The following is a 20,682-nucleotide window of genomic DNA, read 5'->3' on the forward strand; positions in this document are numbered from 1 at the left end:
CTACTCCCTTCTCATTCAGCCTAAGAATCCTTGCTTGAATTCTTTAATGGCCGCCTCAAGCCGGGCCGTCAGTTCGTCCGAGAGAACTTTCTGGGCACGGATATCATTTAAGATATCCGCTTTGGCGGAACGCAGGTAGCGAAGATACTCTTCCTCGAACTTGCCAATCTTGTCAACATCAATATCGTCAATCCAGCCGCGCACGGCGGCGAAAAGGACGACAACCTCTTCTTCGACCGGCATAGGCACGTATTGCTGCTGTTTCAGGATTTCCATAGTCCGCTGCCCGCGGGCCAGACGGGCCTGAGTCATCTTGTCCAGGTCGGAACCGAACTGGGCGAAAGCGGCCAGCTCCCGATAAGAGGCCAGATCCAAACGCAGCTGGCCTGCCACTTGTTTCATGGCCTTGATTTGGGCGGAGCCGCCGACCCGGGATACGGAAATGCCGACGTTGATGGCCGGACGGAAGCCGGCATAGAACAAGTCTGACTCCAGGAATATTTGACCGTCCGTAATGGAAATGACGTTGGTCGGGATGTAGGCCGCCACGTCTCCCGCCTGAGTTTCAATCACGGGAAGCGCTGTCATCGAACCTCCGCCCAGTTCGGGAGCGAGTTTCGCCGCCCGCTCCAAAAGGCGGGAGTGCAGATAGAACACATCTCCGGGGTAGGCCTCGCGCCCGGGCGGCCGTTTGAGCAAGAGTGAGAGTTCCCGGTAAGCCACGGCCTGTTTGGATAAGTCATCATAGATAATCAGGACATGTTTCCCGTTGTACATGAACTCTTCGCCCATGGCACAGCCCGAGTAAGGAGCAATGTAAAGCAGCGGAGAGGGTTCGGAAGCTGAAGCAGCCACTACGATAGAGTACTCCATGGCTCCGTGTTCTTCGAGCGTCTTGACGACGCCGGCAACTGTGGATGCTTTTTGTCCGACAGCCACATAAATGCAGATCTCATCCTGGCCTTTCTGATTAATAATCGTGTCAATGGCCAGGGCCGTTTTACCCGTCTGCCGGTCGCCGATGATTAATTCCCGCTGGCCGCGCCCGATGGGCACCATACCGTCAATCGACTTTAAGCCGGTCTGCAACGGTTCATGGACAGACTTACGGGCGACAACACCCGGCGCGGGGGACTCGATTGGGCGATATTTGTTGGTTTTGATTTCCCCTTTGCCGTCAATGGGCTGACCGAGAGCATTGACCACCCTTCCGATCAGGGCCTCCCCGACCGGCACCTCCACGATGCGCCCGGTCCGTTTTACTTCGTCCCCTTCTTTAATTTCTGTATAAGGGCCGAGAATAACGCAACCAATGTTGTCCTCTTCCAAGTTCATAGCCATGCCATAGATGCCACCCGGAAATTCCAGCAGTTCGCCGGACATGGCCTTTTCCAAGCCGTAGACACGGGCAATTCCGTCACCCACCTGGATGACGGTTCCTACATCGACGACTTCCACAGCACTTTCATAACGCTCGATTTGTTGTTTAATAATCGAACTTATTTCTTCTGGACGTAAGTTCATAAAATCAAGCGGCACCCCGGAATTGACTCCGGAGCGAAACCGCCCCAGTGCCTCCTTTCAGCCGGTTAAGTTGCTCAGACTCACTCTAGGACAATTCCCCCGATGTTGCGAGCAGGTCCTCGCGCATGCGCTCCAAGGCATGCTTGATCGTCCCATCCATCACCCGGTCTCCCACTTGCACCAGCACCCCTCCGATCAGTTCCGGACGCAGTTCTGTTTTGAGGGAAACCGTTTTGCCGGTCATTCGGCTCAGGCGTTCCCTCAGCCTTTCCGTCTGACTCTGGTTGAGTGCCACCGCGCTGGCTACCCGAGCCTCGATAATATGTCTGGCTTCGTCCGCCAGGTGCCTGAATTCCCGCACAATCAGAGGCAGAAAGTCCTGACGCCGGCGATCGATGAGCAAGTAGAAGAAGTGGCGGACCACATCACCGACCTGTCCTTGAAGAAGTTTGTCCATTAAGGCTTTCTTCTCGCCGGCGGAGATGTGGGGATGCTGTAAAACCCGAGCGACCTCATCCTGCTCCTCTATGAGTTGCATCAACTCAGCCAGTTCCTTGTCGATCGAGTCAAGTTTCTTTTCTTCTGAGGCAATCTCGAACAAGGCTTCGGCGTAGCGGCGGGCTAAAGCACCGTTAAGCATTACTGCATCTCCCCTACCTCTTGAATAAATTGCTCAATCAACTGATCCTGGCCGGCAAGGTCAATTTTCTGCTGGATAATTTTCTCGGCGATGGTGACCGACAAGTCGGCGACCTGGGCCTTGACCTCGGCTACCGCACGATCCCTCTCCCGCTGGATGTCGACCAAAGCGGCGGATTTCACTTTAACCGCTTCTTCCCGGGCCTGGTTTAATACTTCTTGGGCGCGTTCGCCGCCGGCCTTGGTGGCTTTGGCAATAATCTCCTGTGCCTCCTGCCGGGCTTTGCGCATTTCCTCCTGATATTCTTTTTTTATCTGTTCGGCCTGCTGCTTCTCTTTCTCCGCGGTAGCCAAGCTGGTTTCAATAAAGGTGCGCCTGTCCTCCATCACTTTCATCAGCGGGTTCCAGGCAAACTTGGCGATGATCCATACAAGTACGAGGAAAGACAAGACCTGTGCCACAATCGTGTAATCAATAGATATTCCCATGTCTACCTCCCTCTCCAGGCTGGTTGGTCCCGGGATACTTTTTCAAGGGGGAACTTGTCGTCCCCCCTTGAAGCCGCGGGTGACACACCCGCATCGGTCTCTTACTTCAGATAGAGAAGAAGTCCCAGAACCCAGGCTAAGAGCGGAAGAGCTTCGATAAGGCCGACGCCGATAAACATGGTGGACTGTAAGCTTCCTTTGGCCTCCGGCTGACGAGAGATTCCTTCCACCGTCCGAGAAATAACGTTACCATTGGCAAGTGAGGCTCCGAGCGCCGCTAAACCGGCTGCAATCCCCGCACTGAGTGCGGCAGCTGAATGTACATCCACAAGAGTTTCCTCCTTTCAAATTATCCGGAAAAGTATTGGAATCAATTATACTCTCAGCACTTCACGCGCTGAAAATCGGCGGGCATTAAGGCCCATATGTCGGTTGAACTCAGGCCCTCAAACCTCAATTAGTACTTTAAGAACACAAGCACAATCGCTAAGCCGCCTAGCCCCCTAGTGCGATTCTGCCACCGCCTGAGAAATGTAGGCCGTCGTGAGAACCGTGAAGACAAAGGATTGGATAGCTGCGACAAAAACACAGAATCCGAGCCAGATGGTGTTCGGAATAACCCCGGGTAAAACCCAGACGCCGGGAAGCATAAGGATAACTTTGATCAGAACCTCACCGGCAAAGATGTTTCCGAAAAGACGGAAGGCCAGTGTCATCGGCTTGGCCAGCAAATCCAATAGTTCGATGGGCAGGAACACCGGAAACGGTTCAACAAAATGATGGAAGTAATGGACTCCTTTGTGTCTGATTCCCATGCCGACGACCAGAATGATGGTTAAGATAGCCAAGGCCAGAGTTGTGTTGATGTCGGCGGTCGGGGCCTGCAAAGTCGCTCCTTCGAAGATCTTGTTCAATTGTCCGGCATCGATATGGAAATATTGGAACAGGTTAAAGGTAAAATTGGGAACCACGCTGACCAGGTTCGAGAAGAAAATAAACATGATTAACGTCAGAAGGTAACTTAAAAGGGGGCGGGCTTTTTCCATCTCCATGCCGTTGTCGGATACCAACTTCGAAACAAAATCGACAATCCATTCCAGAATGTTCTGCATTTTGCCAGGCTTTCCGCTCGTCAACCTGCGTACGCCGATAAACATAAAAACCAACATGACGGCCATGACCATCCACGTCATTACCAGAGTACGGGCGTGAAACGTCATGCTTCCCAGGTGCCAAATTATGGTTTCTTCATTCACTTCTTATATCACTCCTTTCCGTTCATAATTTGACGGCGCATATAAGAGACAAGGGATATTAACAACCCTGCCGCTATCCCCAAGGCTAAATCAGGCAGCCAGCTCTTTTCCAAACGGGCCACCCCGACGACTACCGCCGTTACGAGAGCGAGGCGAGCAAAGAGACTGCGGCGCATTCTGGTCAGGGCCCCGCGCAAATCCATCTCGACGATGCGTTGGGTGTCACGATAGAGCCACGCGGAATTCAGAAAACCCAAGAGATAACCGACTACCGCTCCCAGAAGGTCCCAGCGATCGCTCAAAGCTATCGCAAAAAACAGGCCGGACACGCCTACCCACAAGGCGACCGAATTACTTTTCATCGTCCGCCGTCCCCAAGGCCTTTAACACATAAACAAGATAAAACCCACCCAAGATCATCCCGCCAAACATAAGTAAAAGCTGTAGCCACGGCCGGCTTCCCAAAAGGTCATCCAAATAGCGGCCCAGATAAAATCCACCCATCACTGTTCCGACAAAAGTAACAGGAATCGTGGAGCCGACGGATACCGCTTTCAGCCAACCTTTCCGGCCGTCCTTCATAAGAAACTCCTCAGAAACCCCTTAAACCGTTCACGATTGCTAATTCGCCATTCAAGTCCGAATTCCTGCTTTTCGAGCGAAGAATTTTCGTCTTTTTCTCTGTATATTTTTAACATTACCACCGGGTCCTATACCTTGTCAAGCCCCAGCCCGCTCAAGATGACTCAATAAGACCCCGTGATCGCTTGCGGATATGCTCCGCAATGCGCCGGGCGGCCCGGCCGTCCCCGTAAGGATTGGCCGCCCGGGCCATCCCCTCGTAAGCGGCCTTGTCCCCCAGGAGCCGGCGTAAATGCCAAAGTACTCTTTCATACTCCGTACCGGCGAGGGCGACGGTGCCCGCGGCTACGGCCTCCGGCCGCTCCGTGGTATCCCGTACCACCAAAACCGGCTTGCCCAAAGAGGGTGCTTCTTCCTGAATCCCGCCTGAATCAGTCAGCACAAAGTGAGCACGCGCCATAAGGTTGGCAAAAGGCTCGTAATCCAAGGGCTCGATTAGGTGAACCCGGGGCAGATCTCCGAGAACCGAGCGCACAGTTTTTCTCACCTCCGGGTTGCGGTGAACCGGGAAGACCACATAGGCGTCCGGAAATTCCACCAAAACTTGTACCAAGGCCCGGTAAATCTCCCGCATGGGTTCCCCCAAATTCTCCCGGCGGTGCGTCGTGACCAGAATCATCCGGCCGCCCGACCCTGCCCGCAAAATTCTCTGCAGTTCTTCGCTCTCAAAGCGGTAATCCGGCCGCACCGTGGCCAAGAGCGCATCTATCACGGTGTTTCCCGTCACCAGGACAGACCGGGGCTCCACTCCTTCCCGCAAAAGGTTGGCTCGGGCCGTCGGCGTGGGGGCATAGTGAACATCCGCCAGGGCCCCTGTCAATTTACGGTTGATTTCCTCCGGGTAGGGGGAATATTTATCCCCTGTACGCAACCCGGCCTCCACATGCCCAACCGGAATTCGGGCGTAAAAGGCCGCCAAAGCCGCCGCGAAAGTCGTCGTGGTATCCCCGTGCACGAGGATCAGAAAGGGTTTCTCTTTGCGGAAGACCTCACTCAGCCCGTTGAGCGCCCGGCAGGTTAGATCGGGCAGAGTCTGCCCCCGGCGCATCAGGTTCAAGTCATAGTCCGGCATGATCCCGAAGAGGTTCAAGACCTGATCCAACATTTCCCGGTGCTGGGCCGTCACGGCGACAGTGCAGTGAATTCCCGGGGTCATGCGCAGTTCTTTGATCACCGGGGCCATCTTGATCGCTTCGGGACGCGTGCCAAAAACGACCATCACGTTGTATTCCTGCTCCATAAGTCCCCCCGTTCACTTTCTCAAAACGCCGGCCCCAACCGCACTCTTTCCATCCCTGCTTCTTCAGCCAATTCCCTGGCCAGCGCATCCGGATAGGGAAGCAGAAAGACCGCCCTGCGGATTCCGGCATTGATGAGAAGTTTTGTGCAAAGCACACACGGCTCCACCGTGGTATAAATATCCGCCCCGTCAATAGAGATCCCGTGCTTGGCGGCCTGTACCAGGGCATTCTGCTCGGCGTGGACTGCCCGGCAAATCTCGGTGCGCTGGCCGGAAGGAATGTTGAGGGCCTCTCTCAAACAGCCGAGTTCGGCGCAATGTTTAAGTCCACTGGGGCTGCCGTTATAACCCGTACTCAAGATCCGCTTGTCTTTGACAATAACCGCCCCGACCTGACGGCGCAGGCAAGTCGACCGTCCGGCCACAACTTGCGCCAGCTGCATAAAATAATCATCCCAGCTTGGGCGCTCATCCTGTGCCGCGCTCATTTCGTGCCGAAGAGCCGGTCCCCGGCGTCTCCCAACCCGGGCACAATGTAGCCGTGTTCATTTAAGTGTTTATCGACAGCCGCGACAAAAATATCAACATCGGGGTGAACCCTGTCCACGGCTTCCACCCCTTCCGGAGCGGCGATCAGGCACATGAGCTTGATATTTCGCGCTCCCCGCTGCTTCAGAAAAGTAATGGCGGCGCTCGCCGAGCCTCCGGTAGCCAGCATCGGATCGATCACGATCAGATCCCGTTCTTCCACGTCGGGGGGGAGTTTGCAATAGTACTCCACCGGCTTCAGGGTCTCCGGGTCCCGGTAAAGCCCGACATGCCCTACCTTGGCCGCTGGGATGAGCCTCAGCATTCCGGCCACCATACCCAGCCCCGCCCGGAGAATAGGGACCAGCCCGACTTTTCTTCCCGAGATCATTTTGGTAGTCGCCATGGCCACAGGTGTTTCGATCTCTACGTCTTGCAAGGAGAAATCCCGGGTCACCTCATAGGCCATAAGCATGGCCACTTCTTCCACCAAGTCGCGAAAATCTTTGGAACCGGTGTTCTTGTCACGGATCAGGGAAAGCTTATGCTGTATGAGCGGGTGATCAAGAATGTGCAGATTGGCCATCCGCAAACTTCACTCCTCTCCTGGAACTTTTACACCTCTTCTTAACCCCGAAACCAGCCGGTAACGTCCGGTCATACGGGGCATCCCGTCATGAGGCTCCCACTTTCGCAAGTGGGAGCCGACTCCACTGTCTGCCTCTGACCTAGCCGAGATCCCGGTAAAGCGGAAACTCCTGACAGAGCCCGGCGACAATTTCCCCGGCCTCCGCCAGTTTGGCGGCATCCGACTGGGAGGTCAGAGCCAGGTTAATGGCCCGGGCGATACGTCCCATGGCGTCCGTCGTCATGCCCCGGGTGGTTACGGCAGGAGTTCCGAGGCGGATCCCGCTGGTCACGTTCGGACCGGCCGGGTCGAAGGGAATCGTATTTTTATTGACTGTAATCCCGATTTCATCCAGAATATGTTCGGCGTCTTTTCCGCTCAGGCCTTTGGAGCGCACATCGACAAGAACCAGGTGGTTGTCGGTACCGCCGGAAACCAGACGGAAACCCTCGGCCGACAAAGCCTGCGCCAGCGCAGCGGCGTTGTCAATAATGCGCCCGCAGTACTCCTTAAACTCAGGGCGCATCACCTCGCCCAAAGCTACGGCCTTAGCCGCAATGACGTGCATGAGCGGACCGCCCTGTATTCCGGGGAAAATGGCCTTGTCGATTTTTTGAGCGTGGTCGGCCTTGGTAAGAATCAGTCCTCCCCGCGGGCCGCGCAAAGTCTTATGCGTCGTCGTGGTGACAAAGTCGGCGTAGGGAACGGGGCTGGGATGATGTCCAGTCGCCACCAGACCCGCGATATGAGCCATGTCTACCATCAGGTACGCCCCAGCCTCCCGCGCAATTTCCTGAAGCAGCGGAAAGTCTATCACCCTGGGGTAGGCGCTCGCGCCCGCCACAATCATCTTAGGGCGGTGCGCACGGGCCAGATTTCTGATCTCGTCATAATCGATACGTTCCGTATCAGACCTGACGCCGTAGGGGATGACATTAAAATATTTCCCCGAAAGATTGACGGGGCTCCCATGGGTGAGATGACCTCCGTGAGCCAGGTTCATGCCCAGAATCGTGTCTCCGGGTTTCAGCACGGCAAAATATACGGCAACATTGGCCTGGGTACCCGAATGAGGCTGAACATTGGCATGCTCGGCTCCGAATATTTTCTTGGCGCGGTCCCGCGCGATATTTTCCACAATGTCGACATTTTCGCAGCCGCCATAATAGCGTTTGCCCGGATACCCCTCCGCGTATTTGTTGGTAAGCACGGAACCTTGGGCTGCCATGACAGCCCGGCTGACGAAGTTCTCGGACGCGATGAGCTCTATCTTGTTTCTTTGTCGGTTCTCCTCAAGTTCAATCGCCTTTGCCACTTCCGGATCCTGCGGCTCCACCCACTTTTTGATACTATCCATTCCTGTTCCAACTCCTTTATCCTTGCTGAGTGCTATTTCTTTCGGACGAGTGTCACCCCGGCCTCTGACCTCCGTTACGGCCATGAGCTAAATCACCGGCGCAACTGTCTTCGTTCCCTCCGGCCTCTGACCCTCCGGCCTCTGACCTCTGACCTCTGATCTCTGACCCTCCGGCCTCCGTTACGGGTACTCCGCCCTCTTGCCCCCGATCAGCCGGGGCCGGGTCCGCGCCATAGTCAGGTGCGCCTGCCCGATGGATTTTGTAAACAAACGGATCGGGACCGCCACCGGCTTCAGATGCATGCCGATAAACGTGTCTCCGATGTCTATCCCCGCGTGCCCCTGAATCCGTTCGACCATCACCGGCGCCTCCAGCCGCTCCCAGGCCTTAACCGCCATAGCGCCTCCGGCGTGCAAGGCCGGCAGAACTGTCACCGCTTCCAAGCGGTAGAAATCAACACACGCTTCCTCGACCACGAGCGCTCTGTTAATATGTTCACACCCCTGTACCGCCAAAAACAGGCCGAGTCGGCGCGTTCTCTCCAGAAGCGGGGGCAGCAAGACCTGCGCCACTTCCAGGCTGCTCCCCCGGCCTATCTTCTGACCCAAAACCTCGCTCGTGCTGCAGCCGAGAACGAGAATTTGCCGCGGTTGCAGACCGGCCTGCAGAAAAAAGTCCCTCAGCACCTTGTCCCAGGTCTGAGAAATATCTTTCAGGATCTCGTCCAATTCTTCCGGCATCTCTCAACGCAGGTCCCGCGAGGGGCCTGCACCCTCCTCTCTAAATCTTCTCACCGCGTTCGATGGCGGCAATCATCCCTACCCTTTTGGCGTGACGCCCCCCGGCGAAGTCCGTGCGCAAGAAAACTTCCACGATGTCTTGGGCCAGCCCGACTCCCGTCACCCTGCCGCCCAAGGCCAGCACGTTGGCATCGTTGTGCTCTCGGGCCATGCGGGCGGAATAGGTCTCGGTACAGACGGCAGCCCGAATGCCCGGGACCTTGTTGGCCGCCATGGAGATCCCCAGGCCTGTGCCGCAGACCACAATACCGAGATCCGCTTCACCTGCCGTCACGGCACTGCCCACCGCAAAGCCGTAGGTGGGGTAATCCACGGAGGCCGTCGAATGCGTCCCCAGGTCCAGCACACTGATTCCTTTTTCTTGCAAAAATGTTTTCACCGCTTCTTTTAATTCGTATCCCCCGTGGTCCGCGCCCAAGGCCACTTTCATCTTCTCCGCCTCCACCTTATTCCCTTTGATCCCTAGTTTTTGAACTTTTCCCGGATTCTATGCCCGGTTTTCCTCAGGACCTGCCAGGGCCGCGCGGACGTCTTCGAGTAAGCGCGCGATCTCATGCGCACACTCCCTGTAACGTTCCAGCGATCCCCCCCACGGATCCGTCACATCGGCGGACATCTGACCCCAGTCCCCCAAGCGCCGAATCTTTCCGGCCGACTCGGGATAGTTTTCCTTGAGCACGCGTTCCTGATCCCGGGTCATGGGAATCACCCAACTCGCCCCCGCCACCAAGGAGCGCGTCAACCGGGTCGCCCGATGCTCCCATAAACTTAAGCCCCGTTCCTCCATGACCTTGAGAGCCTGCGGACTGGCTCCGTCTCCTTCCCAGGCCCCGATACCGGCCGAATGAACCCTAACCCCGGAGCCGAACATGCTCTTGGCGATCGCTTCAGCCATCGGGCTCCGGCAGGTATTGCCGCTGCAAACGAATAAAATGTCCATAGCCTTCTCCGTTCCCCTTCCTCCGGGTGACCGGGTCCTATCAAGTATAACATAAAAGTGAGCCTTCCCCCTAGATCCGCTCTGACAAAGCTTGTCCGCAGGAATCCCGTTCCGAGAACCGCCCTAAATTCCACGCACTCAGGGTCCTTGGTCATCTGCACAGCCGAAACGTCCGCGGTACTGTTTCGCACCGGCCCCATAAGGGTCAGGCTTGTCCGCAAGCCCCCGGGAAACACTCGGCTCATCCGGCGCGGGCAGGACTTTGGATACACGCGGCCCCTCCGACGCTACACTTTCGGAAGCGCCAGGGCAATCTTGAGACCGATCAGAACCAGAGCGAGACCGCCGAAGAACTCCGCTTTTTCGCCGGCCCAAGTCCCCAGGAGCCGCCCCAAAATAAGGCCGGCCAAGGTCATAAAACCCGCTGCACAGCCGATGATGATTACTGTCCGGCCAATCGCGCCTCCCATCGTCCCCAGAGAAAACCCCACACTCAGGGCGTCCACGCTGACGCCCGCGGCCAGCGCGAAAAGCCCTGCCCCTTCCAGGGAAATCCCGGCGGGCAGCTTTCTTTCCCGCTCTGTCCCCCTGCCCCTGGAGAGGGACCGGTGCTCCGTTTTAGGCCTCAAGACCGGATAGAGCATTCTGGCGCCGAGCCAGAAGAGGATCAGGGCGCCTGCGCCTTTGGCGACACGCCCCAGGAACAGGCCCAAAGTCTGGCCCGCAACCAACCCGGCCAAAGGCATCAAGACATGAAACAAGGCCACCAGCACGGTTAAGCGGAAGATCATCCGCTTGCTGATTCCGGTAAGTCCTATGGCCAGGGCCAGAGAAAAAGCATCCGCTCCCAAGGCAATGGCTATAACGACAACCCAGCCCTGACTCAAGCTTTGCACCCCCCGGTCGCTTTCAACGCCCCGTCAACACTCAGCAGCCTGCCGCCGAGGCTCTTTAATCATATGCCCGCAACCGCGGCGGCATTCCCGCCGTATTTACCCCTGCGCAGGTGAAATCGGGATGACTTTTTGTCCGGCCGCTTTCTTCAGGCGGTTCATAACCGCAACTCCGATTCCGCTTTCCTCCGTTCCTTCGGCCAGGATGACCTCTATCTCCTGGCTGTCACAAAGCCTCAAGCCTTCAAAGAGGTTGCTCGCCATTTCCTCCGGACGCCCCTCCGAACCCAAGACAAACAGAAGGTCAGGAAGTTGGGCATGCAAAACAGGGGCACTTTCCAAAGTACAAAGGACCCCTACTTTCTTGTTTCGCCGGTGTGCCTTGGCAATCTCCTCCGCCATCCGTTCCAGGCCCTTTTCCCGCACCCCGCCGATGACCTGCAAATCCCCTTTGGGAGCATAGTGACGATACTTCATGCCCGGAGCTTTGGGCGGCCGGTCCGAAGACGGCTTATCGACGCTGACCTGCCCCAGCAGCCTCTCCAGCTGTTCGCGGGTGACCCCTCCCGGACGCAGAATCGTGGGAATTCCGGCGCTCAGATCGAGAACCGTGGATTCAAGGCCCACCTGTGTACTGCCCGCATCAAGAATCAGGGGAACCGCCCCCCTCAGATCCTGCCAGACATGCGCTCCGCTGGTCGGACTCGGTCTTCCGGACAAATTGGCACTCGGAGCCGCCACCGGCAGCCCCGTCTCTTCAATCAGAGCCAAAGCGACCGGATGGCTGGGCACGCGGATCGCCACCGTGTCTAGACCGGCCGTCACCTCATCCGGAATGACCGAACTTTTGGGCAAGACTAAAGTGAGCGGCCCCGGCCAGAACTTGCGCGCACACAGTTCCGCGGCCTCACTCCATTCTCTGATTAAAGGCAAGGCCTCAGCCTTGCCGCTCACGTGCACAATGAGAGGGTTGTCCTGAGGGCGGCCCTTCACCCGAAAAATTTGAGCACAAGCGGCTGCATCCACGGCATTGGCTCCCAGACCGTAGACCGTTTCCGTCGGAAACGCCACCAGGCCCCCGTCCCGCAGGATACGCGCCGCCTCGGCCAAAGCCTCCCTGCCCGGCTGAGAGGTACTGATGTAAATCCTTTTCGTCTCCATGTTTCTCACCTCGCCAAAATCACCCGGTCCTTGCGGGCCAGGTCCCGGAAAACTTCGGTCTTCAAACCCCGTTGGTTCAGCAGGGCGCAGACAGCCGCCGCTTGCTGCCAACCGATCTCCAGCAACAGTCTTCCCCCGGGCTTGAGAAAAGCCCGCACCTCCGAAGCTAAGCGCCGATAGAAGTCCAAGCCATCCTCTCCCCCCACCAGAGCCTCTTTCGGTTCAAACCGGATTTCGGGAGCCGTGGCTTCGTACTCGCGGAAGGTTACGTAAGGAGGGTTGCACAAGATCCAATCCCAGCTTTCTCCCCTGACCGGATCCAGAAAGTCGCCTTGTCTCCAATCCACCGATGCCTGCAGCCGCCGGGCGTTGAGCCTTGCCACAGCCAGGGCGTCGGCGGACAAGTCCGTCCCGGTCACACGGGCCCCGGGGCGATACACGGCCGCGGTCAGGGCCAAGACGCCGCTTCCGGTGCACAAATCCAATACTTTCACCGTCTCTGCCGCCGGAACCGCCGCCAAGAATTGAACCGCCAGACATTCTGTCTCCGGCCGCGGGATTAAGACGCGCCTGTCAACGCAGAAGTTCAAACCCATAAACTCCTGGCTGCCCAGAATGTACTGCAGGGGTTCTCCGGCCCCGCGCCTGGAGAGCAAGTCGGAAAAACGCCTCTCTTCCTCTGGCCCCAGGGCCCGCTCCCTTTCCAGGTAGAGACGATCCCGGGCCAGCGCCAGCACCGCGCCCAGCATCAGGTCGGCATTGAAGCGCGGGTCTTCCACCCCTTTGGCCCCCAGCTGCGCTTCGCCCCGGCGCAGGGCCTCCATGATCGTCATACGACCTCGGCTTTGAGGCGTTCGGCCTGCTCCGATGTCGTCAAGCCTTGGATGATTTCATCGAGATCCCCCAAAAGCACCGCTTCCAAACGATGGAGCGTCAACCCAATCCGATGATCCGTCACCCGTCCTTGCGGGAAATTGTAGGTCCGAATCCGTTCACTCCGGTCTCCGCTTCCGACCTGGTTTTTGCGCACCGAGGCCACTTCACCCATCTGTTCCTCCTTGGCCCGCTCCAACAGCCGGGCCCGCAAAACTCGCAGGGCTTTATCTTTGTTCTTGTGCTGAGACTTTTCGTCCTGGCAGGAAACGACAATTCCCGTCGGCAGGTGGGTAATCCGGACCGCAGACTGAGTTGTATTGACAGACTGTCCGCCCGGCCCGCTGGAACAAAAAATGTCTACCCGTATATCGTTGGGATTAATGTCCACCTCCACCTCTTCCGCCTCCGGCAAGACTGCCACCGTGGCGGCAGAGGTATGAATCCGCCCTCCCGATTCAGTGGCCGGGATTCGTTGTACCCGGTGGGTCCCGCTTTCAAACTTGAGTTTGCTGAAGGCGCCCTGTCCTTCCACCAAAAAGACAATCTCTTTAAAACCCCCGATATCGGTATAGCTGGCACTGAGAAGTTCTGTCCGCCACCCCTGCTTTTCCGCGTAACGGGAATACATTTTATATAAGTCGCCGGCAAATAAAGCGGCTTCCTCCCCGCCCGTCCCTGCCCGGATTTCCATGATGACATTCTTGTCGTCGTTAGGATCCTTCGGCAGTAGCAGAATTTTTATTTTTCCTTCCAGTTCTTCTTTCTTCTTCTCAATGCCCTTGCGCTCCTCCTCAGCCATTTCCCTCAGTTCGGGATCCGATTCCTCGGCTAACAAGGAAACAATTTCCGGAAGCTGGCGATCTGCCTCCCGGTACTCTCTGAAAACAGTCACAATTTCCGTCAACCCGGCTTGAGCCTTGGCATACTTTTGCCAGACCTCCTGATCGGCTATAACTCCGGGATCACTCAGAAGCTGGGAGAGTTCATCATATTTCCGCTCGATTTCCTGCAATTTTTCCAGCATGTTTCACCTTTACCTTTTCAGAGTGCTTTAACACCGCAAGGGCGGGCGGTCCTTACCTTAGCTCCTGCCCGGATGCCAGAACTCTCTCCAGGGCCGCCAAGGCCACTTCGAGCTGGCTGTCGTCAGGCTCCCGGGTCGTCAGGCGCTGCAACCAAAGCCCCGGGACGGCGAGCCGGCCCAGCAACGGCGAATCCAGCCGGCGGGCTGTGAACTTTAAAATCTCATAAGCGATTCCGGCAACCACCGGCATAAGGAGAATGCGGGACAAAAAGCGCCACCACAGAGGCTTGAGACCTAAAAAGGAGAATACCGCAATACTGGTCACAACCACGATGAGGAGAAAGCTCGTACCGCAGCGGGGATGCAGAGTGGAGAATTTGCGCGCATTCCGGACGGTGAGTTCCTCCCCCGCCTCATGAGTATAGATTGCCTTGTGTTCAGCCCCATGATACTGAAAAAGGCGCCGGACATCTTTGAGGCGGGAAATGCCCCCGATATAGATTAGAAAGACCGCCAGGCGAATGCCACCCTCCAACAGGTTTTGCCAAACCGGACCGCGGACCAGACCCTGCAGCAAATGGGCCGCTTCCGCCGGCAAACCGACAAAGAGGAGCAAACCCAAACCCAAGGCGAGAACGATCGTCAACAGCATCTCGCCAAAGCCCAGTTCTTCTCCCTCCTCTTCCCCGGCAGCACGACTCGCGGAAAAAGTCAGGGCCTTAGTCCCCACGACCAAGGAATCGAGCAAGGCCACGAACCCTCGAATCAGAGGCCATTTCAAGATAGGGTGGGAGGACCAGGAACCCGTCTGTTGACACGTCACCTCGATCTGTCCGTCCGGCAGGCGCACGGCAACAGCGCTCTCATGAGGACCCCGCATCATAACACCCTCGATGACGGCCTGCCCCCCGTACTGAACCGGCCGGACCTTACTCGCGGGAGACCGGGAATCAGAGGTCGGAGGGGAGCCCTGGCTGCGGGCTTTGCGGGACCCAGACTCTAAGTGTCTCAACATAAAACATTCGGCGGCAGACACCCCATACGGTGCGAAACCGCCGTCCTCCTTTCGTCCGGTGCTCCGCATTTCTTCAGAGAGCGGCGGATTTAACCAAACCGCACCATGGTGCGAAAGTAAACTCGTTCAACTAAAGTTAAGTGAATCACAACACACTTGCCGATAGGGTAAAAAGGCAGAGCTTGCGCTCCGCCTTTTTACCCCACAACGGCCCGGGAGTCCGGGTAAAACTCCCGCGCATCTAAGCAGGCCGTTATTATTGCATCCCGTATTTCTTCTTAAACCGATCTACGCGGCCTCCGCTGTCGACGAAACGCTGAACCCCGGTGTAGAAGGGATGGCATTTTGAGCAAATCTCGACCTTAATGTCCTTGCGCGTACTGGCGGTGTGAATCACCTCGCCGCAGGCGCAGGTAATGGTGGTCTGCTCATATTTCGGATGAATCTTCTTTTTCACGTCCTCACCTTCTTCCCTGGATACAGTCAGCTTAAATATTTTAACACAAAAACAAAATTCGGGTCAAGAGCCGAAGCGGCAAACTTGCACAGAAAACGTAACTATTAGAAGGCGCCTTTCATCGCATACTTCGGTTTCCGATCAAAGGAATGGTGGGCCTCGATAAAACGCACTGTTCCGCTGCTCCCCCGCATGACCACTGTATGCGTGACTGCCCCCTGGGCGGTGAACGTGACGCCGCGCAGAAGATGCCCTTCCGTAATCCCTGTGGCCGCAAAGAACACGTTGTCGCTGCTGGCCAGATCGTTTAGCGTCAAGAGTTTGTTTACATCCTTGATTCCCAACACCTTGGCTCGCTCCACATCCTGTTCATTCTCAGGCCAGAGCCTGCCCTGCATTTCTCCGCCCATGCAGCGAAGAGCCGCCGCGGCCAGAACCCCTTCCGGCGCCCCGCCGACTCCCATCATCACGTCAACGCCCGTTCCTTCAAAAGCACAGGCAACCGCCGGCGAAACATCCCCGTCCGATATCAGTCGTATCCTGGCTCCGCAGCTCCGCACCTCCTCAATCATTGCCCGGTGACGCGGCCGGTCCAGGATGACAACCGTCAGATCGTCCATTTTCTTATTTAGGGCCTTGGCTACCGCAACCAAATTCTCCCGCACGGGGGCGTCCAAGTGTACGGCCCCTTTGGCCGCAGGACCCACCGCGATTTTATCCATGTACATATCGGGCGCGTGCAGCAAACCGCCTTTCTTAGCCACGGCCACTACGGCGATCGCCCCGGTCAGCCCCTTGGAAACAATATTCGTTCCTTCCAAAGGATCCACGGCCACATCGACCTCCGGACTTTCTCCGGTTCCCAACTTTTCCCCGATATAAAGCATGGGAGCCTCATCCATTTCACCCTCTCCGATCACCACCGTCCCATCCATGCGGATGGTGTCGAAGACAGAGCGCATGGCCTCCACAGCCGCGTCGTCCGCCGCCTCTTTGTTCCCGCGCCCGACCCAGCGGGCAGAGGCCAAAGCCGCCGCCTCGGTTACCCGGGCAAATTCCATCGTTAATTCTCTTTCCAAAAATCCCGCCACCTCTCTCTGCGGATTTTCAGAGCACAAAGGCTCTGTCAGGGCAAATTATGCTTCACATTTTCCCCGCCACAGCCTTATTGTGCCATACTTTTTACCTCTGTTCAAGCTTTTTCCAATCCGCCAGGAACTTTTGGATGCCCGCTTCGGTCAAGGGGTGCCGGAACAACTGCCTGAGGACCGCAAAAGGAACGGTCGCAAAATGCGCGCCCAATTTAGCCGCTTCGGTAACATGTACCGGATTGCGGATACTGGCCGCGATGATCTTGGTCCCCAAGCCATGGACTTGGAAAATCTCAGCAATATCGGCCACCAGATTCAGTCCGTTCTCCCCGATATCATCCAACCGGCCCAAGAACGGGCTGACGTAGGCCGCTCCCGCCCTGGCCGCCAACAAGGCCTGAACCGCTGAGAAAATCAGAGTCACATTGGTCCGGATGCCTTCGGCAGCTAAAACCTTGACCGTTTTCAGCCCCGCTTCCGTCATTGGGATCTTGACGACGATATTCTCGTGAAACCCCGCCAAGGCCCGGGCCTCCTTGAGCATACCTTCGTGATCGAGGGCGATGACCTCGGCGCTGATCGGACCCTGAACGATGTGCGTCAGTTTGCCCAGCAGGCTATGAAAATCCTCTCCTTCTTTGGCCACCAGGCTGGGATTGGTCGTGATCCCCGCAATCACCCCCATGTCCCAGGCGTCCTTCACTTCTTGCAGATTAGCCGAGTCCAAGAAAAACTCCATTTTTGCCACCTCATTCTTAAGCGGCGGCCGAACCGGCCGCCGCCATATATTTTGTGCCCCGACCGCAACGGCCTCAGGCAATGTTCAGGCCGTTGCGGGCTTTTCCGCACGTCCCGAATATCCGTATTTTCCCCCGAATAACCTCCGTTGCCGCTTCCCTGGCCGGTCCCAAAACCTTGCGCGGATCGATTTCCCCCGGATTCTCCGCCAAAACCCCGCGGGCTGCCGAAACAAAGGCCTCCCGAATATTGGTATCGATATTCACTTTACAGACACCCAAGGCAATCGCCTCTTGGATCGCTTCATCCGGAACCCCCGAAGAACCATGAAGGACAATCGGCACCGATACCCGGGCTGTAATCCTGCGCAAGCGCTCATAATCGAGTTTGGGTACGCCTTGGTAGCGGCCGTGAGCCGTCCCAATGGCCACCGCCAGGGAATCCACCCCGGTAGCCCGAACAAACTCGGCCGCTTCCTCAGGGTCGGTAAACAGCGCATCCCTGGCCGTCACGCTGATATCGTCTTCCGTCCCCCCGATCTTCCCCAACTCCGCTTCCACGGACAAACCCAGAGGACGGACAGCCTCTATCACCTTGTTCGTCAGTGCGATGTTGTCCGGCAAGGGCAGCTTCGAGCCGTCAATCATCACCGAGGTAAAGCCGTTGCGTACACATTGCATGACCTGGGCGAAGCCCGTTCCGTGATCGAGATGCAGGGCCACGGGAACGTTCGCCCTTTCGGCAGCCAGACGCGCCAGGGCTCCGATGTAGTCAACTCCCGCGTATTTAATCGCCCCCTGACTCGCCTGAATAATAACCGGAGCCTGCTCGGCTTCGGCGGCGGCCACGATCGCCTGCACAATCTCCATGTTGTTGCAATTGAACGCCCCTACAGCATAGTGCCCTCTTTGAGCTTCCCGCAGAAGCCCGGTAACGGGGACCAGACTCATATGTGTTCCTCCTCTTTGGTTTTGGCAAAGTGTTGCCCCCGCACAGGACGGTTGATTTGCCACGTCTTATTTTCTTCCAAATAGAGCGAAGTCATGCCCTCCACCGCTTGGATATTATCGGCATTGTCGGCATGAATAATTCCCAGAGCCTCGCAATATTCACAGTACAGTTCTATCCGATCCGGCAGGAGCTCAAAAGAAAGCTGCTTGTTGCCGCAGCGGCAGCCAAGCTCTCCTTCCTTGGCCAAGCGGTGCAGGTGGTCGAGGATCTTGAGCATAACCTCCGGGTTCTCAAACTCTTCTTCGTAACCTAATTCCGCCGCCAATTCACCGATAGACTTCTCCCGTTCCTGACAAGCCTGGGCCACTTTTTGTTTGGGCCCGATAAATCCTACCGATGATTCCATCTCCGGGCAAATGAGGGGCAATACCTCCTTACCCCAGATGACTTTCCGGTTAACCCTCAGATAGTGATTCTCCCCGCAAAAAGCACATTGGTAAGATATATTAAATTGCCGGCGGTCGCTGCTCGCAAGGTCGAGGATAGGGGCGCCGCAGTCACAGGCCAGCCTGATCCTTTCTCTCCCCGCCAGCGCAAAAAGCGACAGAGCCTGAAACTCCAACTGCCCGCAGCGGGGACACTGAATTGCAACCGTTGCATTCGTCGCCAGAATCATTGACTTCCACCTCTTTCTAGCATATACTTCGGCACTCACTTAAAATTTCCTGCCGACTCGCCGAAATCTGCCAAACGTAGGAGGCGGACCCCCAAGGATTCTGTCAGCCGCCCGCCGGGAACTCTTGCCCTTTTCCCCCGAGAATCTCGGCGACCCTGTCACGGAGTTCAAATAGGTCGAACGGCTTCGTCAAATAATGAACGGCCCCCAACTCCCTGGCCTGCTGCATGTTATGTATGTCCCCATAGGCGGTCATCATCATAACCTGGGCCGATATATTCAAAGACCGAATTTGCCGCAATGTCTCCACCCCGTTCATGCCGGGCATTTTCATATCCATCAGAATTAAATCCGGGCCAAATTCCCTAGCCAACCGGATTGCTTCACTGCCGTTCGCCGCCATCTCCACCTCGTGCCGATCCTCCCGAAACGTCTCGTAGAGGAGCAGCCGCACGCCCAGCTGGTCATCCACTACCAGAACCTTTGCCAATTTCTGTCATCCCCTTCAGTCCGCAGTATCCGCTTTCCCGTTCATCCCGGCCGGATCATCTCTCAGCATAGGGTATTCTTGGTCAACTCGGGAAAATCCTTCTTTCAAGCGGCGTTCCGCAAATATTCTTCCCTCACGCAGGTACAGGCGCAAAAGCCGGGGATTCGCCGACGTCCTGCGTAAAGGAAGGCACACCTCATCCCCGGGGCGGCATTCATCCAAGCCCACGTCCAGAATCGTCAGCTGCATGCCGATCTTCCCGGCCACACGCACCGTGCGCCCGCACAAACTGACCTTTTCCCGGCCCAGCACTACCCCGAACATGAGGGCCAAATTCTTAACAATAATTTTCAGCAAGTCCACCCAGCCTTGCGGCACCAGGCGGGGTTCGAGACCGAACCCGTCGGCATACCCCACGGGGATCACCGCCAGCTGGGTCTCTGCCCCGGTCCGGTAAGTGCTCTGATAGCCAACGCACGTACCTTTAGCCACACGGCGCACACTCAGCACCCGGCATTTCACCGCCCAGGGGTCCCGGAGCGTGACACGCCCGTGAAAACCGGCTCCGGGCAAATGCCCGACCAAAAGCGTGCCTAAACGGACAAAATCCAGATGCCAGTCGGGAAAGTCCAAAAAAGCCGCACTGTTGCACACATGTTTCCATTGCGGCCGCACTCCGGCGCTTGCCAAGCGCGCCGTTGCGTCAAGAAAAACCTTGTACTGCCGTTCCGTGTAGGTGCGATCCCGCTGAGCCGCCCGGGCAAAGTGGGTATAAACCCCCATAACCGCCAGATTTTCGGCCTCCCGCAGTCGGGAAGCGAGCTTTTCCATCTCCGTCGGGGGAAAGCCCGTGCGCCCCATTCCTGTTTCCAATTTAATATGAATTTCCGCCCGCACTCCCAGTTTGCCGGCGAGAGCATCCAATTCAGCGACGGAGGTTTGATCGGAAATGCTAAGCTGCAAACCCGAGGAAAGAGCCGCTGTCCATTCGGTACGCATACTCGGCCCTAAGACGAGAATGATCCCTTTGACCCCGTGCTCACGCAACACCAAACCTTCTTCGACCGAGGTCACGGCAAACGCTTGGCACCCGCATTCCTGCAACACGAGAGCAACCTGAACCGCCCCCAGTCCATAGCCGTCCGCCTTGACCACAGCCATACAGCGCGACCCGGGCCGCAAAAGTTTAACCGCGGCCCGGTAATTGGCGGCGACTGCGTCAAGGTTCACTTCGATCCATGCCCGCGCCATATCTTTCACCCTTCC

26 protein-coding genes are annotated in these 20,682 nt (G+C 56.9%); all 26 read right to left on the reverse strand.

Annotation, left to right across the window (positions count from 1 at the left end; genetic code table 11):
- Positions 1-15: 15 nt before the first annotated feature.
- Positions 16-1,524, reverse strand: coding sequence for a F0F1 ATP synthase subunit alpha (gene atpA / locus MNU25_RS01695; RefSeq protein ID WP_240983500.1), 1,509 nt, complete (start codon positions 1,522-1,524; stop codon positions 16-18).
- 85 nt (positions 1,525-1,609) lie between these two features.
- Positions 1,610-2,164 (reverse strand): F0F1 ATP synthase subunit delta, encoded by a 555-nt coding sequence (locus tag MNU25_RS01700; RefSeq protein ID WP_240983501.1) that lies wholly within the window; start codon positions 2,162-2,164, stop codon positions 1,610-1,612.
- Positions 2,164-2,652, reverse strand: coding sequence for a F0F1 ATP synthase subunit B (gene atpF, locus MNU25_RS01705; protein ID WP_240983502.1), 489 nt, complete (start codon positions 2,650-2,652; stop codon positions 2,164-2,166). The genes MNU25_RS01700 and atpF overlap by 1 nt, the downstream gene beginning before the upstream one ends.
- Before the next feature lie 101 nt (positions 2,653-2,753).
- Entirely contained in the window at positions 2,754-2,981 is a 228-nt protein-coding gene (gene atpE / locus MNU25_RS01710; RefSeq protein WP_047831126.1) for a F0F1 ATP synthase subunit C, read from the reverse strand.
- A gap of 174 nt (positions 2,982-3,155) precedes the next feature.
- Entirely contained in the window at positions 3,156-3,872 is a 717-nt protein-coding gene (gene atpB / locus MNU25_RS01715; protein ID WP_240986688.1) for a F0F1 ATP synthase subunit A, read from the reverse strand.
- 44 nt (positions 3,873-3,916) lie between these two features.
- Positions 3,917-4,270: an ATP synthase subunit I gene (locus MNU25_RS01720; protein WP_240983503.1), complete on the reverse strand. Its 354-nt coding sequence runs from the start codon at positions 4,268-4,270 to the stop codon at positions 3,917-3,919.
- A complete protein-coding gene (locus tag MNU25_RS01725) occupies positions 4,260-4,490 on the reverse strand; it encodes an AtpZ/AtpI family protein (protein WP_240983504.1) in 231 nt (76 codons plus the stop codon). Before MNU25_RS01725 ends, MNU25_RS01720 begins: the two co-directional genes overlap by 11 nt.
- A gap of 154 nt (positions 4,491-4,644) precedes the next feature.
- A complete protein-coding gene (gene wecB, locus MNU25_RS01730; protein WP_240983505.1) occupies positions 4,645-5,790 on the reverse strand; it encodes a non-hydrolyzing UDP-N-acetylglucosamine 2-epimerase in 1,146 nt (381 codons plus the stop codon).
- Between the two features lie 20 nt (positions 5,791-5,810).
- Positions 5,811-6,278 (reverse strand): deoxycytidylate deaminase, encoded by a 468-nt coding sequence (locus tag MNU25_RS01735; RefSeq protein ID WP_261486210.1) that lies wholly within the window; start codon positions 6,276-6,278, stop codon positions 5,811-5,813.
- Positions 6,275-6,904 carry a uracil phosphoribosyltransferase gene (gene upp / locus MNU25_RS01740; protein ID WP_240983507.1) on the reverse strand — a complete coding sequence of 210 codons (630 nt, stop codon included), beginning with the start codon at positions 6,902-6,904 and terminating at the stop codon, positions 6,275-6,277. Before upp ends, MNU25_RS01735 begins: the two co-directional genes overlap by 4 nt.
- A gap of 142 nt (positions 6,905-7,046) precedes the next feature.
- Complete coding sequence (locus MNU25_RS01745; protein ID WP_240983508.1) at positions 7,047-8,303, reverse strand: serine hydroxymethyltransferase; 1,257 nt, start codon at positions 8,301-8,303, stop codon at positions 7,047-7,049.
- 180 nt (positions 8,304-8,483) lie between these two features.
- Entirely contained in the window at positions 8,484-9,044 is a 561-nt protein-coding gene (locus MNU25_RS01750) for a TIGR01440 family protein (RefSeq protein ID WP_240983509.1), read from the reverse strand.
- 40 nt (positions 9,045-9,084) lie between these two features.
- Entirely contained in the window at positions 9,085-9,534 is a 450-nt protein-coding gene (gene rpiB, locus MNU25_RS01755; protein WP_240983510.1) for a ribose 5-phosphate isomerase B, read from the reverse strand.
- Between the two features lie 57 nt (positions 9,535-9,591).
- Positions 9,592-10,044, reverse strand: coding sequence for a low molecular weight protein arginine phosphatase (locus tag MNU25_RS01760; protein WP_240983511.1), 453 nt, complete (start codon positions 10,042-10,044; stop codon positions 9,592-9,594).
- A gap of 287 nt (positions 10,045-10,331) precedes the next feature.
- Positions 10,332-10,931, reverse strand: a complete 600-nt coding sequence (locus MNU25_RS01765) for a manganese efflux pump MntP (RefSeq protein WP_240983512.1) — start codon at positions 10,929-10,931, stop codon at positions 10,332-10,334.
- Between the two features lie 105 nt (positions 10,932-11,036).
- Positions 11,037-12,098 (reverse strand): L-threonylcarbamoyladenylate synthase, encoded by a 1,062-nt coding sequence (locus MNU25_RS01770; RefSeq protein ID WP_240983513.1) that lies wholly within the window; start codon positions 12,096-12,098, stop codon positions 11,037-11,039.
- 5 nt (positions 12,099-12,103) lie between these two features.
- On the reverse strand, positions 12,104-12,931 hold the full coding sequence (gene prmC / locus MNU25_RS01775; protein WP_240983514.1) for a peptide chain release factor N(5)-glutamine methyltransferase: 828 nt from the start codon (positions 12,929-12,931) through the stop codon (positions 12,104-12,106).
- Entirely contained in the window at positions 12,928-13,998 is a 1,071-nt protein-coding gene (gene prfA, locus MNU25_RS01780; RefSeq protein ID WP_240983515.1) for a peptide chain release factor 1, read from the reverse strand. The genes prmC and prfA overlap by 4 nt, the downstream gene beginning before the upstream one ends.
- 52 nt (positions 13,999-14,050) lie before the next feature.
- A complete protein-coding gene (locus MNU25_RS01785; RefSeq protein WP_240983516.1) occupies positions 14,051-14,881 on the reverse strand; it encodes a DUF1385 domain-containing protein in 831 nt (276 codons plus the stop codon).
- A 388-nt stretch (positions 14,882-15,269) separates the two neighbouring features.
- Positions 15,270-15,470, reverse strand: a complete 201-nt coding sequence (gene rpmE / locus MNU25_RS01790; protein WP_047831115.1) for a 50S ribosomal protein L31 — start codon at positions 15,468-15,470, stop codon at positions 15,270-15,272.
- 104 nt (positions 15,471-15,574) lie between these two features.
- A complete protein-coding gene (gene glpX / locus MNU25_RS01795) occupies positions 15,575-16,549 on the reverse strand; it encodes a class II fructose-bisphosphatase (RefSeq protein ID WP_240983517.1) in 975 nt (324 codons plus the stop codon).
- Positions 16,550-16,652: 103 nt separating this feature from the next.
- Entirely contained in the window at positions 16,653-17,300 is a 648-nt protein-coding gene (fsa, locus tag MNU25_RS01800) for a fructose-6-phosphate aldolase (protein WP_240983518.1), read from the reverse strand.
- 73 nt (positions 17,301-17,373) lie between these two features.
- On the reverse strand, positions 17,374-18,249 hold the full coding sequence (locus tag MNU25_RS01805) for a class II fructose-1,6-bisphosphate aldolase (RefSeq protein WP_240983519.1): 876 nt from the start codon (positions 18,247-18,249) through the stop codon (positions 17,374-17,376).
- On the reverse strand, positions 18,246-18,926 hold the full coding sequence (locus MNU25_RS01810; protein WP_240983520.1) for a hypothetical protein: 681 nt from the start codon (positions 18,924-18,926) through the stop codon (positions 18,246-18,248). Before MNU25_RS01810 ends, MNU25_RS01805 begins: the two co-directional genes overlap by 4 nt.
- A 103-nt stretch (positions 18,927-19,029) precedes the next feature.
- Complete coding sequence (locus MNU25_RS01815; RefSeq protein ID WP_240983521.1) at positions 19,030-19,416, reverse strand: response regulator; 387 nt, start codon at positions 19,414-19,416, stop codon at positions 19,030-19,032.
- Between the two features lie 15 nt (positions 19,417-19,431).
- Entirely contained in the window at positions 19,432-20,667 is a 1,236-nt protein-coding gene (alr, locus tag MNU25_RS01820; RefSeq protein WP_240983522.1) for an alanine racemase, read from the reverse strand.
- Between the last annotated feature and the right edge of the window lie 15 nt (positions 20,668-20,682).

Source organism: Acididesulfobacillus acetoxydans (assembly GCF_902729405.1).
Classification (GTDB): Bacteria; Bacillota; Desulfitobacteriia; order Desulfitobacteriales; family Desulfitobacteriaceae; genus Acididesulfobacillus; species Acididesulfobacillus acetoxydans.

Bases quoted from the DNA above. Each gene is read 5' to 3' on its own strand.
- atpF (WP_240983502.1), bottom strand. From the start codon at position 2,652: ATGGGAATATCTATTGATTACACGATTGTGGCACAGGTCTTGTCTTTC.
- prmC (WP_240983514.1), bottom strand. From the start codon at position 12,931: ATGACGATCATGGAGGCCCTGCGCCGGGGCGAAGCGCAGCTGGGGGCC.
- MNU25_RS01725 (WP_240983504.1), bottom strand. From the start codon at position 4,490: ATGAAGGACGGCCGGAAAGGTTGGCTGAAAGCGGTATCCGTCGGCTCC.
- MNU25_RS01720 (WP_240983503.1), bottom strand. From the start codon at position 4,270: ATGAAAAGTAATTCGGTCGCCTTGTGGGTAGGCGTGTCCGGCCTGTTT.
- fsa (WP_240983518.1), bottom strand. From the start codon at position 17,300: ATGGAGTTTTTCTTGGACTCGGCTAATCTGCAAGAAGTGAAGGACGCC.
- MNU25_RS01735 (WP_261486210.1), bottom strand. From the start codon at position 6,278: ATGAGCGCGGCACAGGATGAGCGCCCAAGCTGGGATGATTATTTTATG.
- MNU25_RS01760 (WP_240983511.1), bottom strand. From the start codon at position 10,044: ATGGACATTTTATTCGTTTGCAGCGGCAATACCTGCCGGAGCCCGATG.
- MNU25_RS01750 (WP_240983509.1), bottom strand. From the start codon at position 9,044: ATGCCGGAAGAATTGGACGAGATCCTGAAAGATATTTCTCAGACCTGG.
- wecB (WP_240983505.1), bottom strand. From the start codon at position 5,790: ATGGAGCAGGAATACAACGTGATGGTCGTTTTTGGCACGCGTCCCGAA.
- MNU25_RS01785 (WP_240983516.1), bottom strand. From the start codon at position 14,881: ATGATGCGGGGTCCTCATGAGAGCGCTGTTGCCGTGCGCCTGCCGGAC.
- MNU25_RS01770 (WP_240983513.1), bottom strand. From the start codon at position 12,098: ATGGAGACGAAAAGGATTTACATCAGTACCTCTCAGCCGGGCAGGGAG.
- atpA (WP_240983500.1), bottom strand. From the start codon at position 1,524: ATGAACTTACGTCCAGAAGAAATAAGTTCGATTATTAAACAACAAATC.
- rpiB (WP_240983510.1), bottom strand. From the start codon at position 9,534: ATGAAAGTGGCCTTGGGCGCGGACCACGGGGGATACGAATTAAAAGAA.
- alr (WP_240983522.1), bottom strand. From the start codon at position 20,667: ATGGCGCGGGCATGGATCGAAGTGAACCTTGACGCAGTCGCCGCCAAT.
- prfA (WP_240983515.1), bottom strand. From the start codon at position 13,998: ATGCTGGAAAAATTGCAGGAAATCGAGCGGAAATATGATGAACTCTCC.
- atpB (WP_240986688.1), bottom strand. From the start codon at position 3,872: ATGACGTTTCACGCCCGTACTCTGGTAATGACGTGGATGGTCATGGCC.
- MNU25_RS01810 (WP_240983520.1), bottom strand. From the start codon at position 18,926: ATGATTCTGGCGACGAATGCAACGGTTGCAATTCAGTGTCCCCGCTGC.
- MNU25_RS01805 (WP_240983519.1), bottom strand. From the start codon at position 18,249: ATGAGTCTGGTCCCCGTTACCGGGCTTCTGCGGGAAGCTCAAAGAGGG.
- upp (WP_240983507.1), bottom strand. From the start codon at position 6,904: ATGGCCAATCTGCACATTCTTGATCACCCGCTCATACAGCATAAGCTT.
- MNU25_RS01745 (WP_240983508.1), bottom strand. From the start codon at position 8,303: ATGGATAGTATCAAAAAGTGGGTGGAGCCGCAGGATCCGGAAGTGGCA.
- MNU25_RS01700 (WP_240983501.1), bottom strand. From the start codon at position 2,164: ATGCTTAACGGTGCTTTAGCCCGCCGCTACGCCGAAGCCTTGTTCGAG.